16 protein-coding genes are annotated in these 15,774 nt (G+C 45.8%); 10 read left to right on the top strand and 6 right to left on the bottom strand.

Going from position 1 to position 15,774, the window contains the following annotated elements; translation table 11 throughout:
• Window positions 1-4 precede the first annotated feature (4 nt).
• Complete coding sequence (rsmD, locus tag IE163_RS15760; RefSeq protein ID WP_189433959.1) at window positions 5-595, bottom strand: 16S rRNA (guanine(966)-N(2))-methyltransferase RsmD; 591 nt, start codon at window positions 593-595, stop codon at window positions 5-7.
• Window positions 596-676: 81 nt separating this feature from the next.
• On the opposite strand from rsmD, the gene ftsY reads away from it, so the two are divergent.
• From ftsY to IE163_RS15735, 5 genes are all read left to right on the top strand, one after another.
• Window positions 677-2,086 carry a signal recognition particle-docking protein FtsY gene (ftsY, locus tag IE163_RS15755; protein ID WP_189433958.1) on the top strand — a complete coding sequence of 470 codons (1,410 nt, stop codon included), beginning with the start codon at window positions 677-679 and terminating at the stop codon, window positions 2,084-2,086.
• A 5-nt stretch (window positions 2,087-2,091) separates the two neighbouring features.
• Window positions 2,092-2,775: a cell division ATP-binding protein FtsE gene (gene ftsE / locus IE163_RS15750; protein WP_189433957.1), complete on the top strand. Its 684-nt coding sequence runs from the start codon at window positions 2,092-2,094 to the stop codon at window positions 2,773-2,775.
• Window positions 2,772-3,752: a permease-like cell division protein FtsX gene (ftsX, locus tag IE163_RS15745; protein ID WP_189433956.1), complete on the top strand. Its 981-nt coding sequence runs from the start codon at window positions 2,772-2,774 to the stop codon at window positions 3,750-3,752. The genes ftsE and ftsX overlap by 4 nt, the downstream gene beginning before the upstream one ends.
• A 128-nt stretch (window positions 3,753-3,880) precedes the next feature.
• Complete coding sequence (gene rpoH / locus IE163_RS15740) at window positions 3,881-4,732, top strand: RNA polymerase sigma factor RpoH (RefSeq protein ID WP_189433955.1); 852 nt, start codon at window positions 3,881-3,883, stop codon at window positions 4,730-4,732.
• Window positions 4,733-4,993: 261 nt separating this feature from the next.
• Window positions 4,994-6,220 (top strand): threonine/serine exporter family protein, encoded by a 1,227-nt coding sequence (locus IE163_RS15735; RefSeq protein WP_189433954.1) that lies wholly within the window; start codon window positions 4,994-4,996, stop codon window positions 6,218-6,220.
• Window positions 6,221-6,236: 16 nt separating this feature from the next.
• Here the strand turns inward: IE163_RS15735 and IE163_RS15730 are convergent, their stop codons facing one another.
• The 3 genes from IE163_RS15730 to gpmM form a co-directional block, all read right to left on the bottom strand.
• Window positions 6,237-7,010 carry a divergent polysaccharide deacetylase family protein gene (locus IE163_RS15730; protein WP_189433953.1) on the bottom strand — a complete coding sequence of 258 codons (774 nt, stop codon included), beginning with the start codon at window positions 7,008-7,010 and terminating at the stop codon, window positions 6,237-6,239.
• 72 nt (window positions 7,011-7,082) lie between these two features.
• A complete protein-coding gene (locus tag IE163_RS15725; protein WP_229833605.1) occupies window positions 7,083-8,240 on the bottom strand; it encodes a murein hydrolase activator EnvC family protein in 1,158 nt (385 codons plus the stop codon).
• A complete protein-coding gene (gpmM, locus tag IE163_RS15720) occupies window positions 8,241-9,785 on the bottom strand; it encodes a 2,3-bisphosphoglycerate-independent phosphoglycerate mutase (protein ID WP_189433952.1) in 1,545 nt (514 codons plus the stop codon). It lies immediately after the preceding gene.
• A 204-nt stretch (window positions 9,786-9,989) separates the two neighbouring features.
• On the opposite strand from gpmM, the gene IE163_RS15715 reads away from it, so the two are divergent.
• The 4 genes from IE163_RS15715 to gpsA are packed head-to-tail and all read left to right on the top strand — an operon-like array spanning window position 9,990 to window position 12,202.
• Window positions 9,990-10,424: a rhodanese-like domain-containing protein gene (locus IE163_RS15715; RefSeq protein WP_189433951.1), complete on the top strand. Its 435-nt coding sequence runs from the start codon at window positions 9,990-9,992 to the stop codon at window positions 10,422-10,424.
• A gap of 2 nt (window positions 10,425-10,426) precedes the next feature.
• Window positions 10,427-10,684, top strand: a complete 258-nt coding sequence (gene grxC, locus IE163_RS15710; RefSeq protein WP_189433950.1) for a glutaredoxin 3 — start codon at window positions 10,427-10,429, stop codon at window positions 10,682-10,684.
• An 18-nt stretch (window positions 10,685-10,702) separates the two neighbouring features.
• The gene (gene secB, locus IE163_RS15705; RefSeq protein WP_189433949.1) at window positions 10,703-11,191 is read left to right on the top strand and encodes a protein-export chaperone SecB; all 489 of its coding nucleotides are present in this window, start codon (window positions 10,703-10,705) and stop codon (window positions 11,189-11,191) included.
• Window positions 11,192-12,202, top strand: coding sequence for an NAD(P)H-dependent glycerol-3-phosphate dehydrogenase (gpsA, locus tag IE163_RS15700; RefSeq protein ID WP_189433948.1), 1,011 nt, complete (start codon window positions 11,192-11,194; stop codon window positions 12,200-12,202).
• 42 nt (window positions 12,203-12,244) lie between these two features.
• Here the strand turns inward: gpsA and IE163_RS15695 are convergent, their stop codons facing one another.
• Window positions 12,245-14,128, bottom strand: coding sequence for a putative bifunctional diguanylate cyclase/phosphodiesterase (locus IE163_RS15695; RefSeq protein WP_189433947.1), 1,884 nt, complete (start codon window positions 14,126-14,128; stop codon window positions 12,245-12,247).
• Between the two features lie 166 nt (window positions 14,129-14,294).
• Here IE163_RS15695 and IE163_RS15690 point away from each other — a divergent pair, with 166 nt between their 5' ends.
• Window positions 14,295-14,759, top strand: coding sequence for a tRNA (cytidine(34)-2'-O)-methyltransferase (locus tag IE163_RS15690; RefSeq protein ID WP_189433946.1), 465 nt, complete (start codon window positions 14,295-14,297; stop codon window positions 14,757-14,759).
• On the opposite strand, the gene IE163_RS15685 is transcribed toward IE163_RS15690, so the two are convergent.
• The gene (locus IE163_RS15685) at window positions 14,756-15,772 is read right to left on the bottom strand and encodes an alpha/beta fold hydrolase (protein WP_189433945.1); all 1,017 of its coding nucleotides are present in this window, start codon (window positions 15,770-15,772) and stop codon (window positions 14,756-14,758) included. The genes IE163_RS15690 and IE163_RS15685 overlap by 4 nt on opposite strands.
• Window positions 15,773-15,774 lie beyond the last annotated feature (2 nt).

Below are 15,774 nucleotides of genomic sequence, written 5' to 3'. Positions count from 1 at the left end.
TTGGCTACTGCCGTAACCACAAACGATAAGCCAATTGACCGGCAATATTTTCTTTCAGTAACTGCCAGTTAGCGGGCATACTGGTTAGGGCGAGTTCCTTTTCAGTTTCCAGATAAATTAGGGCATTGTCGGTTAGCCAACCATTTTGCTCTAATGCCTGACAGCAGGGCAGAGCCAGCGCCTGTCGAAATGGTGGATCTATTAGCACCAAACTATATTGTCGCTTGGCTGGTTGTTGCAAAAAACTTAAACAATCCTTATTAAGTACCTCAGCGTTGTCCGCTTTTAATTGTTGTAAGTGCTGCTGTAGCTGCTTTGCCAAAGCTGGCGCTTTTTCTACCATCGTAACAAATGCAGCATAACGCGACAGCGCTTCGATACCTAAGCTGCCACTACCGGCAAAACAATCTAGTACCGTGCTTTGGGCTGTGTCGTGCATTAACCAGTTAAATAAGGTTTCTTTTACCCGATCTGTGGTAGGTCTAAGCCCGAGTGCGTCGGCAACGGGCAGGCGTTTGCCTCGCCATTTACCACTAATAATTCTAACAAAGCCTGGTTGGGCGTGGCTGGACGAGCGGCTTTTCGGTTGTTTCATCTATTGCTTTTTGCCTGCATCATAAAGGTGTTAGTATAAGGCTAATTTTATCCTAGTTTTCCGACTCTGACACAAAAGCATATGACAAAACAAAATAAACTCTTCTCCTGGCTTGGCTTTGGCAAAAAAAACACTGAACAACCAGCTCCTGAAACAGACACTGATGTTAAAAGTGCTGAGTCCGGTTCAACAGACCAGCAGGTCATAGAAAAGGTTGCAGACAGTAACCCAGCGACACTAAGCACCGATGCGCCATTGCCTACTGTAAGCGTGGTTGCTGATGCTGAGGTAGCAAAACCAGCAACTCCTGTGTTAAGTAACCCGGTGTTAGAGGAAACGAATCTCGACAATCAGGCTAGCTTAGAGCAACAAAACACCAATACCTCTGACAGCACAGCTACTGCCGCAGCAGCTATCCCCGTTAGCCAGGTCACAACGGCAGTGGATCAGCAAGCCGGAATAGCCGAGATTGCTGCTGAACCAGTGACAGCTAATGAACCCACTTCAGCAGTTGCTCCTTTAACAGCCGCTGAACCTAGGTTAGTCGCTGCGTCACCAGAACCAGTCAAAAAGCCGGGTTTTTTTGCCCGTTTAAAGCAAGGGTTAGCTAAAACCAGCCAAAATCTGGGTTCGGGACTGGCATCGCTATTTGTTGGGAAGAAGATTGATGATGAATTGTATGAAGAACTGGAAACCCAGTTATTGCTGGCTGATGTTGGCATGGATACCACTCAGAAGCTGATTAAACAACTCACCACTCATGCCGATCGTAAGGCGCTAAAAGACGCTGATTTGCTGTTTGATAAGCTACAGCAAGATATGGCCACCTTATTGCACGATGTAGAACAGCCTTTGTTACCCGTTGCCCAGGACGGTCCTTTTGTCATTTTAATGGTTGGGGTAAATGGGGTAGGCAAAACCACCACTATTGGCAAAATGGCACAACAATTTAAGCAGCAGGGTAAAAGTGTGATGTTGGCCGCAGGCGATACGTTTCGGGCTGCAGCGGTAGAGCAACTGCAGGTATGGGGTGATCGCAATAAAATACCGGTCATTGCTCAGCATACCGGTGCAGATAGTGCTTCAGTGATATTTGATGCCTACCAGGCAGCGAAAGCTCGCAAAGTAGATATTTTAATTGCTGATACCGCCGGTCGCTTACAAAATAAAGCCCATTTAATGGAAGAACTGAAGAAAATTGTGCGGGTGCTACAAAAAATAGACGTAAAAGCGCCACATGAAGTGATGTTAACCCTCGATGCCGGCACCGGTCAGAATGCGCTGAGTCAGGCCAGGCTGTTTAATGAAGCGGTGCCCTTGACGGGGATCAGTTTAACCAAGCTAGATGGCACGGCTAAAGGTGGGGTGATTTTTGCTATTGCCGATCAATTTAAAGTGCCTATTCGTTTTATTGGGGTGGGAGAGGCGATTGACGATTTACGCCAATTTGCAGCTAAAGACTTTATCCGGGCGCTGTTTAATAAGGACTAACCCCTATGTTGCAGTTTGATCAGGTCAGTAAAACCTATCCAGGCGGCTTTGTTGCGCTAGAACGTATCAATTTTCGTATCGCCAAAGGCGAAATGGTGTTTCTTACGGGGCATTCTGGGGCGGGTAAAAGCACAATTTTGAAACTGATTAGTATGATCGAACGGCCCAGTACCGGCCGGGTGATGATTAATAATATTGATTTGAGCCGGTTAAAGCGTAGCCAGGTGCCCTATGTGCGGCGTGATGTTGGCATTATTTTTCAGAATCACCGCTTGTTAATGAACCATACCGTCTTTGATAATGTGGCATTACCCTTAGTCATTGAGGGTTTTACCGGCAAAGAAATGGTAAAACGGGTACATGCAGCTTTAGATAAAGTAGGGTTGCTGGATAAACAGCGGTGCTTGCCAGAAACGTTATCCGGCGGTGAGCAGCAACGCGTGGGAATTGCCAGAGCCGTGGTTAATAAACCACCGTTGTTATTAGCTGATGAACCTACAGGTAACCTTGATCCCGAATTATCACGCGATATTATGCAGGTGTTTGAAGCTTTTAATCAGGTTGGGGTGTCGGTATTAGTTGCCACTCACGATTTAGGTTTAATCGCGCGTATGCGCTATCGCACTCTGACCCTAAAGCAAGGCAAAATGATTAATGATGGTTTAATGCCATTACAGGAGCCGGTATGAGTGTCCTGTTTAGCGGTCGCGCTAGTGGCGCAAAAGCTAACCGTATTAGTGCACTAAGACGTTTTTTGATGTTTTTCGTGCACCATTTTCGACAGGCATTGGCCAGCCTTGGAGAGTTGTGGCGCACCCCAACTGCCTCAGTTTTAACGATAGTGGTATTGGGTTTGAGTTTAACCTTACCAGCCACCTTGCATTTGTTGGTAAAAAACGCCCAGCAAATAAGTGGGAGTTTTGCCAAGGCTGCTGAGATAAACTTATTTATCCGTGATACTGCATCTGCCCAGCAAATACAGAGTTTAATCACCATTCTCAATGCTGATAAGCAAATTAGCAGCGTGCGGCATATAAGCAAAGAACAAGCCATGCTAGAGTTTCAGGAAGCATCGGGTTTTGGTGCCGCGTTAAGCTATTTAACTGATAATCCTTTGCCTGATGTATTAGTAGTGCAACCGGTTAATACCGATCCGAGCGCAGCCAGGGCGTTAATGCAGCAACTGAGCAACGAGCGTATAGTTGAATTTGCTAAGCTGGATTTAGAATGGCTTACCCGATTGGAAGCCATAGTAGGCTTGTTGCAACAAGCTGTTTTTGCTATTGCTTTGTTACTATTAAGCGCAGTACTGTTTATTGTCAGTAATACTATTCGTCTATCTATCATCAGCAAACGCGAAGAAATTGAAGTAATGAAGCTGGTAGGTGCTACCGATGCCTTTATTCAGCGGCCTTTCTTATATACCGGCTTTTGGTTCGGTGTGCTGGGCGGATTGTTGGCCTTTTTGGTGTCCGAGGCCTTACTTTGGTGGCTACGCGGTGCTATCAGTAAGATTACTGACTTATATCAAAGTGATTTTCAAATTCAGGCCATGAATTTAACAGAATTTTTAAGCATTATTTTGCTTGCAGTGCTGCTGGGCGTAGTCGGATCTTACTTGTCAGTACGCCGTCATATCCGGGCGATTGAGCCAGCAGGTCCATAGATCCCACAATTATTAAAATATTATTTCTTATAACAAGCCGTTCTTAAAGATCATGAAACTACTATTAGCACTCTCAGTCAAAGAGTGCTAATATCGGCGCATTGAGTTTAAAAAGGATGAGCAACACCATGACAAAATCAGCTTATATGCCACTTACAGTAGCAGCCAGCGGTAGTCTGGAAGCTTATACCCATGCCGTTAGTACCATTCCTATGTTAACTGCAGAGGAAGAGCGTAATCTGGCAGAACGTTTACAACAAGATGGTGACTTAGAAGCTGCCCGTCAGTTAATTATGTCGCACTTGCGCTTCGTTGTGCATATTGCCCGTAGCTACTCTGGCTACGGTTTGCCGGTTAGCGACCTGATTCAGGAAGGCAACATTGGCCTGATGAAGGCGGTAAAGCGCTTTGACCCAGCGGTTGGCGTGCGCTTAGTGTCGTTCGCGGTACATTGGATCAAAGCCGAAATTCATGAATATGTACTGAAAAACTGGCGTATTGTAAAAATCGCTACGACCAAAGCACAACGCAAATTATTCTTTAACCTACGTAAAGCCAAAAAACATTTGGGCTGGTTTAACCAGGAAGAAGTGAAAAACGTGGCGGAATCGCTTGGCGTAGCCGAACACGAAGTACGTGAAATGGAATCGCGGATGAGCAACTATGATATGCCATTCGACGCGCCCGATGATGATGAAGAAAGTGCTTACACTGCGCCAGTTTATTTTCTGGAAGATAAAGCCTCTGATTTAGCTGAACAGGTTGCTGATGATCAGTGGGATACAGCAGCGGTAGATCGTCTGCAAGCCGCCATGCGTACCTTGGATGATCGTAGCCAGGATATTGTTCGTGCTCGTTGGTTAGATAACCAAAAGCTAACATTGCAAGAGCTGGCAGAGCGGTATCAAGTCTCTGCGGAGCGAGTTCGTCAGTTAGAGAAAAATGCTATGAAGAAACTGCAACAAGCGCTAAGCAGCTAGCCACTCTGGATTGTCCCCCTTTAAATGAAGCTCTGGTAGTAAATCACCGGAGCTTCGTTTTTTCTGTCAAACGCCGAGCATTTATCTAGCCAAATGTGATTTACTGTAGCCTTGATTCAATTCGCAATCAGGTATTAGGTAGCTAAAAGTTCGTCTCGTGATGAAAACACCCTCTGATATAAAATAGCTAACAAGAAAAAGTTAACACTGCCGAATTTTACATTACAATAAAAGAAGTTAGCTAATTAACGGATACCTCTTGTGTACAGTACCGATTTTAATCAGAAGCGTAAGTTTATTGTGAAACTGGGCAAAATGCTGCACAAATACGGTACTCCAGCCTACCGCTTGGAAGCGCATTTAACTGAACTGACAACGCATCTGGGCTTAAAAGCCTCTTATATTATCTCCCCAACCTCTATGACCTTCGTAATTTGGACTGATGGTCATGAACAAGAATATACCCATGCGGCCAGGGTTAATCCTGGTGATTTAGACCTAGGTGCTTTATCTCGAACTGACGAGCTGGTAGACCAAGTACTGCGAGGTGAAGTGAGTCTGGATGAAGCTGATGCTCTGCTGGATGCTATAGATGTTCGCCCGAGTTCTTATGGTAAATTTGCGACGGCTTTAGCCATGATGGCTTCAGGGGGCGCTTTTGCCATGCTAATGGCGACCAGCTGGAATGATGTGCTCTGGTCTGCGTTATTATCTTTATTAGTCTATCTGTTTATGTTGTGGGCCCAGTATTCGCCACGTATTGCTAATATGTTGGAACCTTTGGTTGCTCTGGCCGCAGCGATAGCCGCTTGTGCTATAAGTCGTTATATCGATCCGGGGATAAATATACGCCTTGCTGTACTCTCGGCCATTATCTCATTTATTCCTGGTTTGGCGCTGACCATTGGTTTTGCCGAATTGGCCGCACGGCATTTGGTATCAGGTAACGCTCGCATTATGGATGCGTTAATGATGCTGTTTAAGCTTTACTTCGGCGCTTTTCTGGGGATTGCTATAGGTTTCTCCTTGTTTGGGGTGGTGGATTTTATCAAACCTGAAGCAATTTCGCGGCATTTCGCCTGGCTAGCGGTAGGTATTCTGGTGAGCTCGTTGATTGTGTTATTTAAAAGCCGGGGTAAATATACTTTGTGGTCATTGGCTGCAGGCTTTATCGCCTATGGTGTGAGTACCAGCGGTGCCAGTTTATTTGATTACACCATAGGGGCTTTTTTAGGCGCTTTTGCAGTTGGTATTTATAGTAATTTATTTACCCGATTGGCGAAGGCGCCAGCCGTTATTGTCGCTATGCATGGTTTAATTGTTCTGGTACCAGGTAGTAAAACTTATATAGGGCTGAATTCGCTGATTTCAGGTCAGGAGTTTGTCGTATCTGATGGTGTAGGGCAACAAACTTTTTTAATCCTGATGTCGCTGGTGGCGGGGCTTATTTTTGCTAACGTGGCTTTACCTCCAAAGAAAAGTTTGTAACTGCCTTGTTTGGTGTCTAGTCTTGGGTTAATTGGATGGCGGGTTCAGTGAAACCGGCGGCTATAACTTGATGGCTTGCCGGTAGTAGTGAAGAGATGGCTACCAGCTCAATACCTTCCGCGGCTAACTGGGGTAAACGTTGCTGCAGAAAACGATAGGTTTCAGGATAGGGATGACCAATAGCTATAGCAGTTTGGTGGCGTCTGGCGATATTGAGTAACTGTTGAAACTGTTTTTCAATTGCTCGTTGATTTTGCTCGTTATCTAAAAAAATATGGCGTGCTAGTATTGCCACGTTATGCTGCGCTGCATAGTGTTTAGCGGTACTTTTAGGTGTAGTCAGGCTATCAATAAAAAACAGCTGCCGCTGCCGTAAGTATTCCATGGTCCACGCCATTGGTTCGTCTTGTGCAGTGAAAAGACTCCCCATATGATTATTCATTCCTATCGCGTAAGGAATGTCGGCTAAGGCTAACTCCAGGGTTCGGTGAATTTGTTGACGCGACATGTCATGGGTCAATGCGCCCGGGCCCAAAGCATTTTGATTTGTGGCTTCCATAGGCATATGCAAAATAACATCTTTTTGTTGGTTAAAAGCTAGCTCAGCAGCATGTTTACCGTAAGGAGTATGAGGTAAGACGGCAAAGGTTAAGTCATAAGGTAAAGCTACCATTTTCAAATCAGATTTTTGGTAGCCGATATCGTCGATAATAATAGCAATACGAGGAGTCGCGATTGCCCACTCACTCAGTAGTAATATGCTTAGAGCCAACAAAAAGCGAACATGCACTACAACTCTTTCCTTAATGATTTTTTGTTAACACACCTTGGCTGTTTAGCAGTAATTTACCGCAAGTTAACCTCAGGGGCGAGCTAACCAAAGCAAAGGGTTGACCGCTTCGCCTTTTTCTCTTATTTCAAAATAGAGGCCAGCATCGGCCTGACCACCACTGGCGCCTACCAAAGCAATGGCTTCACCGGCTGTAACTCGGTCGCCTGGTTGTTTTAATAAGGTTTGATTATGACCGTACAACGACATAAAACCTGCGCCATGGTCCAACACTATCACCCAGCCATAACCTTTGAGCCAATCGGCATAAATTACTCGTCCTTCGGTGATGGCTTGCACATTGCTGCCATTAACTCCTTTAATTAGGATCCCTCTGGCAGGCATACCGCCTTGACGATTTTGCCCAAAGCGTTGTAATAGTTGTCCTTTTACGGGCCAGGGATATTTGCCTTTACCTGCTCCTAAGCCTGCCATGTCTTTACTTAATTCAGCCAGGCGTCGTAATTCATTAATGGTGTTTTGTAAGCTACCTTCATTCTGGCGTAAATAACTTAGTTGGTTACCTTGCTCAGTTAAAAGTGCCTGCAATTGCTTAATGGAGTCTTGTTGACTTGCCCGAGCTACAGTTAACTGTTGCTGCTGTTGTTCTAGGGCTTGCAGTTCTCGCTGCAGCAAGCGTTGTTGCTCAGCGAGCTTTGCCACAACCAGCTCTAAATCCTGCACCGTTTGATTAATTTTTGCCAGCTGCCGCATACGGGCCTGATTAAAATATTGATAGTACGTAAGAATGCGTTCTAATTGACCGGTGTCTTGTTGGTTTAGCAGTAGGCGGGAGTAGTCATGCTGGCCCATGCTATAGGCACTTTTTAACTGCGCCGCCAACAGCTGTTGTTGTTCAGCAAGTTGTTGCTGTAATTGTTGCTGCTGCAAGGTTAGCTTGGCGCTTTCTTGTTCTAACTGTTGCTTACGAGTCGAAGTTTGCCGCACTTTTAATGACGCATCTGCTAAAGCTTGATCAGCTTGTTGTAGCTTTTGCTCTGCTTGTTGTAACTGGCGTCGCTGTTGGCGCAGTTGTTGTTCGGTTTTTTTAATTTGGCTTTGTACTTGCTGCAGTTCTTGTTCGGCAGGGGGCTTCTGCTGAGCATATGCCTGATTTAACAATAAGTAACCTGACATCAATGCAATTAAGCACCAATGTACAGGTTGGTAATAATTTAACAGAGATCGCATTTATTGCAATTGCATCAAAACTTTGCCGCTCATTTCTGCAGGTTTGGCTAGACCTAATAAATGCAGCATAGTGGGTGCAATATCACTTAAGATGCCGCCTTCAATCACGGTTGCAGGACGGCCAACATAGATCAATGGCACTGGGCCGCTGGTATGTGCTGTGTGTGCTTGGCCTGATTCGGCGTCTTGCATCATTTCTGCATTACCATGGTCTGCGGTGATTAAACACTCACCACCCACTGCTTTTAATGCTTCAACAACTCTGCCAATACAGTGATCAACGGCTTCAACAGCCTTAATCGCTGCGCTCATAATGCCCGTGTGACCCACCATATCACCATTCGGGTAGTTACAAATAATCACATCAAATTTACCACTATGAATAGCGGCAACCAACTTGTCAGTGAGTTCGGCAGAGTTCATTTCAGGTTGCAAATCATAGGTAGCGACTTGTGGTGATGGAATTAAAATACGCTCTTCACCTGCAAACACCTCTTCACGTCCACCGGAGAAAAAGAAGGTAACATGGGCATATTTTTCAGTTTCTGAAATACGTAACTGGGTTTTTTGATGTTTGGCCAGCCATTCACCCAACACATTGTTCAGGCTCTCTGGTGGGTAAGCACAAGGTACCTTAATATCAGCGGCATACTCTGTCAGCATAATAAAACTGCTTAACTTAGGCTGAGCACTTCGTTCGAATCCGTTAAACTCAGGTTCAACAAAGGCGCGGGTAAACTGCCTGGCCCGGTCTGCTCTAAAGTTCATAAAAATCAGCGTATCGCCGTCAGCCATGGCGATAGGCTGCCCTTCAGGGGATAAGATCGTTGACGCTTTGACAAATTCATCATTTTCATCACGCGCATAGGCAGCCGCTAAAGCGGCACTGGCGCTGCTATATTGATAGAAACCTTTACCTTGGGTTAATAAGTCATAAGCTTGTTGTACCCGATCCCAGCGTTTATCCCGGTCCATCGCATAATAGCGGCCAATAATAGAGGCAATTTGCCCTTTGCCACTTTGCGCAAAATGCTGTTCAAAGAGGCTTAATGAGTTTGCGGCACTGCGTGGCGGTGTATCGCGACCGTCTAAAAAGGCGTGCAGATAAATACGGGTAGCACCTTGCTGTTCAGCCAGTTGCACCATCGCCAGTAAATGTTCTTCATGGCTATGTACACCACCAGGTGACAATAATCCCATAATATGAACTGCTTTATCCGCCTCCACTGCTTTTTTAACCGCATCAACCAACACGGGGTTATGAAAGAAGTCACCGTCATTAATCGCTTTAGTGATGCGGGTAAAATCTTGATAAACGACCCGGCCCGACCCCAGATTAACATGGCCTACTTCTGAGTTACCCATTTGACCTTCTGGCAGCCCCACATCTAAACCAGAGCCAGAGATTAGGCTGTGCGGATAGGCTTGCCATAGTGCGTCCATCACCGGGGTATTTGCCTGGGCAATGGCATTATTTTCGATTTGCTCGCGATAACCCCAACCGTCGAGAATAAGTAATACCAGGGGTTTTTTCGGTTGGTTCATAACATCTCCGTAAACAAGTCTGTAAGCAAGAAACAGCTGAAAAGGTTGAGGTTAGTATCTTACCGTTTTTTTGTTATTTCTCCAGCAATGATTCGTGCTTCGTAAGCGGCTTATAGTAGATAGGCTTACTTTTTTAGATGTCGATCTGGTTCAAAATCGGTATACTCAGCGCTGTTTTAATTTTAAATCTGAGAATAGGCAGTTATGAGTCAATTTATCGAATTTCTCGGCAACCATCCTTTGTTAAGTGGGATCTGGGTTGTATTATTTCTATTGATTGTGGGTAGTTGGTTAAAGTCGATGTTTTCTTCGATTAAAGCTATTTCGCCAACGCAATTAACCTTATTGGTGAACCGTGAAAATGCGGTAGTTGTGGATATTCGTAGCGAAGATGATTTCCGCAAAGGTCATATCACAGATGCGAAAAATATTAAGCAGGCAGAAATTGATAGCCAAAAATTGGCAGGCCTTGAAAAGCAAAAAGATGCTCCCATTATTGTAGTATGTCAGGCGGGTATGAGTGCCAGCAAAGCGGCAGCGTCTTTGGCTAAACAAGGCTTTACAAAAGTCTCAATTTTACAAGGTGGTATGGGGGCATGGACCGGTGCCAGCCTGCCAGTAGTGAAAACAAAGAGGTAATAATGGCTGAAGTCACTATTTACACTAAGGCATATTGTCCTTATTGTGTGCGTGCTATTGGTTTGCTGCGCGAAAAGCAGGTAGCTTATCAGGAAGTACGTATTGATTTGCAACCCGAGCGGCGCGATGAAATGATTAAACGCGCTGGCGGCCGTACTACGGTGCCACAGGTTTTTGTGAATGAGCAACACTTGGGTGGCTGCGATGATATTCTCGCACTCGATGCCGCTGGCAAACTTGACCCTTTATTACAAGCATAATTCAAAATAGGATTTATCATGGCAGAACAACAAGCAAATGGCGTAGCAGCGGAGCAGGCTGAGCAAGGTTTACAATTTGCAATTCAGCGTATTTTTGTGAAGGATATTTCTTTCGAAGCGCCTAATGCCCCTGCTATTTTTCGGAAAGAGTGGAAGCCAGAAGTTAAGTTAGATTTAGACACCCGTAGTGAAAAAATCGATGAGAATATTTATCAGGTCATCTTGTCATTAACGGTAACAACCACTGTAGGCGAAGAGACAGCGTTTTTATGTGAAGTGCAACAGGCAGGTATTTTCTCTATCGGTCAGTTAGAAGAAACACAGATGGCGCATATGCTAGCTGCATTTTGCCCGAATATTTTGTTCCCGTATGCTCGCGAAGCGGTGTCCAGTCTGGTTAATCGTGGTACTTTCCCACAGTTAAACCTGGCGCCAGTAAATTTTGACGCGCTGTTTGCTCAGTACTTACAGCAACGTCAGGGCGAAACTCAGCAGCTGAACGCATAAATGTTGCAGCCATCTGCAATAACCGTTTTAGGCGCAGGGTCTTATGGCACTGCGCTGGCTATTTGTTTAGCAAGAAACGGTAATGTCATAACACTTTGGGGGCGAAATGAGGCTGAGATAGCCTTAATGCAACAACAAGGTGTTAACCAGAAATATTTACCTGATACTAAATTACCTCCCACTTTGCAATTAACGGCAGACCTGGCTGCAGCAGTGCAAGCCAGTCGTGACATTTTGGTCGTGGTGCCTAGCCATGCTTTTGCGGAAACGCTACACCAACTTAAACCGTTATTAGCAACAAATGCCAGAATAGCGTGGGCAACTAAAGGTTTAGAGCCTGAAACTGGCCGTTTATTGCAGGATGTGGCAACGGACATCTTAGGAAACCAGGTGTCTTTGGCTGTATTATCCGGGCCTACTTTTGCTAAAGAGATGGCGGCAGGGTTACCAACAGCCATTTCGTTATCGTCAACGGATCCAGAGTTTATTCAGCAGCTTTCTGATTTACTCCATTGCGCAAAGAGCTTTCGGGTTTATACCAATCCTGACTTTATTGGCGTGCAGCTTGGTGGTGCAGTGAAAAACGTGATCGCCATAGGTGCCGGCATGGCCGATGGTATTGGTTTTGGTGCTAATGCCCGTACCGCACTTATTACTCGCGGTTTAGCCGAGATGTGCCGTTTGGGGTGCGCGCTGGGAGCTCAAAAGGATACCTTTATGGGGATGGCTGGATTGGGCGATCTGGTGTTAACTTGTACCGATAATCAATCAAGGAATCGTCGCTTTGGTTTGCTGTTGGGACAAGGTAAAGCAGTCGACGAGGCAATGCAAACCATAGGTCAGGTGGTTGAGGGGTATCGAAACGCCAAAGAAGTGTTTAACTTAGCACAGCGAGTTGGTGTAGAGATGCCCATTAGCGAGCAAATCTTTCAGGTGCTCTACCAGGGTAAAAATGTCCGCTTAGCGGCTCAGGACCTGCTTGGTCGAGAGCGCAAGGATGAAGCAACCTAAGGTTGCGTTATGTTTTAACGAATAATGGCGCTATAGGCGCCATTATTCGTTTACAGCTTTGATCTTGAGTAAACTGGCCTCTCGTAATAATAGTCTACCAATCTCTGACGCTGGCACCGCTTTACTGAAATGATAGCCTTGTTGGCTGTCGCACCCCATGATGTGTAGTAAGTAAGCCTGCTTTTCAGTTTCAATATTAGTTGCGGCCACATTAAGCTCAAGGTACCCCGTTAATCTGATTAAGGTTGCACAAATGTTCCGCTGCTGTTCCTGTTGATCTATCGCCTTTGTCAACGATGATGACAGTTTTACCCCATGTAAAGGATACTGCCTAAGCTGTGTCAGTGATGCGATGCCCTCGCCAAAATTGTCCAGTATCAGCTTAAAACCCATCCTAACCAAACTATGTAATCGCTCACGTAACCAAATCGTTGGGTGGTTAAAAATGCTTTCAGGTAGTTCCAGTTCAAATAAGTGCGCATTAACCTCATGCTCCTCCAGCACGGTAGCCATAAAGCTTAGAAAGTCAGCTTGTTCAAACTGCTGATTAGAAATATTCAGCGCGAGCCTGCCGCGCATCAGCCCTTCTTTTTGCCATAATTTTACCTGCTCACAAGCTTTACGGAAGACAAGCCGGTCTAGACGAATAATCAATCCTGTTTCTTCAACCAGAGGCATAAAGGTTGGAGGTGGTAACATGCCTCGAAACGGGCTTGGCCAGCGCAGCAGGGCTTCAAACCCAATGATACGGTTACTGCTAATACTCATTTGAGGTTGATAGTAAACTTCAAATTCTCCTTGTTTAGCACTGCGCTCCAATTCAGCTTCCAGTGCCAGATAATCGGGTGCTTGGAATTGACTGGCGCTATCGGCAAAGCAAAGGCTATTTTTGCCTTGTACTGCGGCTTTTTCTGCGGCTTTTTCTGCGCTTTTTATTATAGATTCAGCATCCAGACCATCATTTGGGCTGATACTAATGCCAATAAACACGTTCAGTGCGCGGCTTAGATTGTCGGCCTCTTGTTGGTCGAAGCAAGCAAGAACTTTGTGCGCAAGCTGATTAACATAAATAGTGCTGTTTTCATTACATAGGTGTGGGGGAACCAATACCGTGAACGCATCATGCTGATAACGCGCAAGTAATACTTTAAAAGGCAATGCTTGCTGTAAGCGAATAGCAACCTGCATCGCTAACTGGTTAAAGTCTGGTGGCGCTGCTACGGGGTATTCAGGAAATATCGGTGTGAGCTGAATGTACATCACCGCGGTAGCAGGGTAATGATCATCGCAGCTTTGTATCGTCATGCTGAGATGTTCTTCAAACAGCTTTTTATTAGGTAATAACGTATCGCTATCACGCAGCTGCTGTTGCAATTGTTGCTCATTTTCTCTGCGTAATTGGCTAATGTTTTGCCCGTAAAGTAAGTAGACCGGTGCGCGCAGTTTGTCCGGTTGAATAGCCTGGATACTCAGTTGAAAAGCTTCACTGCTCTGGCCGTTATAAAGCCAGGCTGTACCGTTCCAACTGCCATCAGTACGAAGATGATGCTTAATTCTGTAGTTTATGGATTCATTGGCCGTTGCGTCAGCAAACAGATTAAGGGGGGCAGATACAGTGGTGCTTTCCTCATGTTTTAGAAAGCGTTTTAGCGAGCTGCTGCCATTTTGCAGGCTCAAATTACGGTCAAGGACGGCGATAACTCCCTGAGTTTCAGACAATAGCTCGTTAAAGCTAGCTCGCAACCGTTGCAGCTTTTGTTGTCTCCTGCCTAAGCTATATAAGGCTAACGATAGCGCTAATATGACCAGGCAAAGTATGATCGAGGTAAATAAGAAAGCGCCCTCAACAAAGGTTTTACTGTTGGCAAAAGCTGGAGGCGCAGACAATAGCGCCACGGTAAAGAGCAATCCAAAATGTTGGGCCATTACGAAACTACTCCTGACTAATTTCTGACCAACTTTGACTATAGATGCTTTTAAGCTGCGGGTACAGCTGCTTTAGCAAAAATATCGGCGTGATTTACTACAAAGCGCTTTGCAAGTCGCGTTGCCAATAGTACATTTGCGCGGGTATTTTCTAAAGGTTTTTATTATGTTTCATGTTGCGTTGTTCGAACCGCGTATCGCACCCAATACCGGTAACATTATACGGTTGGTGGCAAATAATGGTTGCCAGCTGCATATCATTGAGCCTATGGGCTTTGACTTCGAAGAGAAGAAGTTACGTCGGGCCGGTCTGGATTACCATGATTTGGCTCGGGTGACTCGCTATGCCAATTATCAGCAATTTGCTATAGCGATGCAGGGGCGGCGTATTTTTGCAGTCACTACCAAGGGGCAGCAGTTTTACCATCAGGTGCAGTATCAGGCTGGTGATGTTTTGTTATTTGGTTCAGAGACCTCTGGTTTGCCTGACAGCGTCAGAGACGCTTTGCCAGCAGCGCAAAAAATCCGTATTCCGATGCAGCCCGATGCGCGTAGTTTAAATTTAGCCAATAGTGTGGCGATTGTAAGCTACGAGGCCTGGCGGCAGTTAGGTTGCCCCGGTGGCGTTTAGCAACGGCTAAGGAATTGGTTAATCGCTGAAAAGGCAGCGATACGCAGGAAATCCTGCTCCATCAGAATTTCATGCCTGGCACCAGGCAGCGCAACTAGCTGCTTTGGTAAATCAGCGGCCAATTGCGCAAACCAGCGCTGCTGTGCTTTATTGGCGACTACTTTATCCTCGGTGCTTTGCAGCATCAGTATTGGTGTTTGGCAGTGTCTGGCATGACGCTGCAATTCACGCATAGCAAGAATTGCTTGTTGCAACCATTGGCACGTTACACCACCAAGCTGCAGTTGCGGTTCCGTTTGATAACAATTTCTAAGTGCTTGATAACGTGCAGCACTGCCCGTCAGCTCATTTTCCAGAAACGGCTTATCGCGGTAGGCTAGTTGGCTGGGAAAGTAACGCTGTTGCTGTGGCGCTAAAGTGCGGATAACGCGGCAATACAAAAGGGCAGTGGGCTCTGCCAGCCACGCGGGGATAACTCCGGTATAGATACCAAACATTGGGGAGCATAGCACAGCGGCATGGAAAAACTGGTGCCACTCTTGCCATCTAGGCTGCGTTAATAAAGCGGCGCCGATGGCTGCCCCCATGGAATGAGCTAATAATATATGTTGTTGATACCCTGCCGGTTTAACGACATCACGTAAAAAGGTGACCAGGTCATGCTGATAGTCTTGAAAATCGGCGACATAGCCTAACTGGGTATCGTGTAGCATGCGGCCGGACCGACCTTGGCCACGATGATCTAAAATAAAAACACTATATCCAGCCTGACTCAGCTCGTAGATAAGCTCTGTGTATTTTATTGCTGTCTCTATACGGCCGCTACTAATCACCCAAACCCGATTTGCTCCAGGAGTGTGGCAATAGGTGTAGTGAATGGGCACCCCGGCGACACCGCTAAATTGTTCATGCTGCAGTTGTCGCCAAAAGGGGAGCAGTACTTCAGACCAATGTTCGGTTAACTGTGACTCAGCGCAAAGTTGCTGAATGGTGGGAAAGATGGGTTCAGACATGA

Source organism: Alishewanella longhuensis, from assembly GCF_014653435.1.
GTDB lineage: Bacteria > Pseudomonadota > Gammaproteobacteria > Enterobacterales > Alteromonadaceae > Alishewanella > Alishewanella longhuensis.
This window is presented reverse-complemented; position numbering and strand designations above follow the sequence as displayed.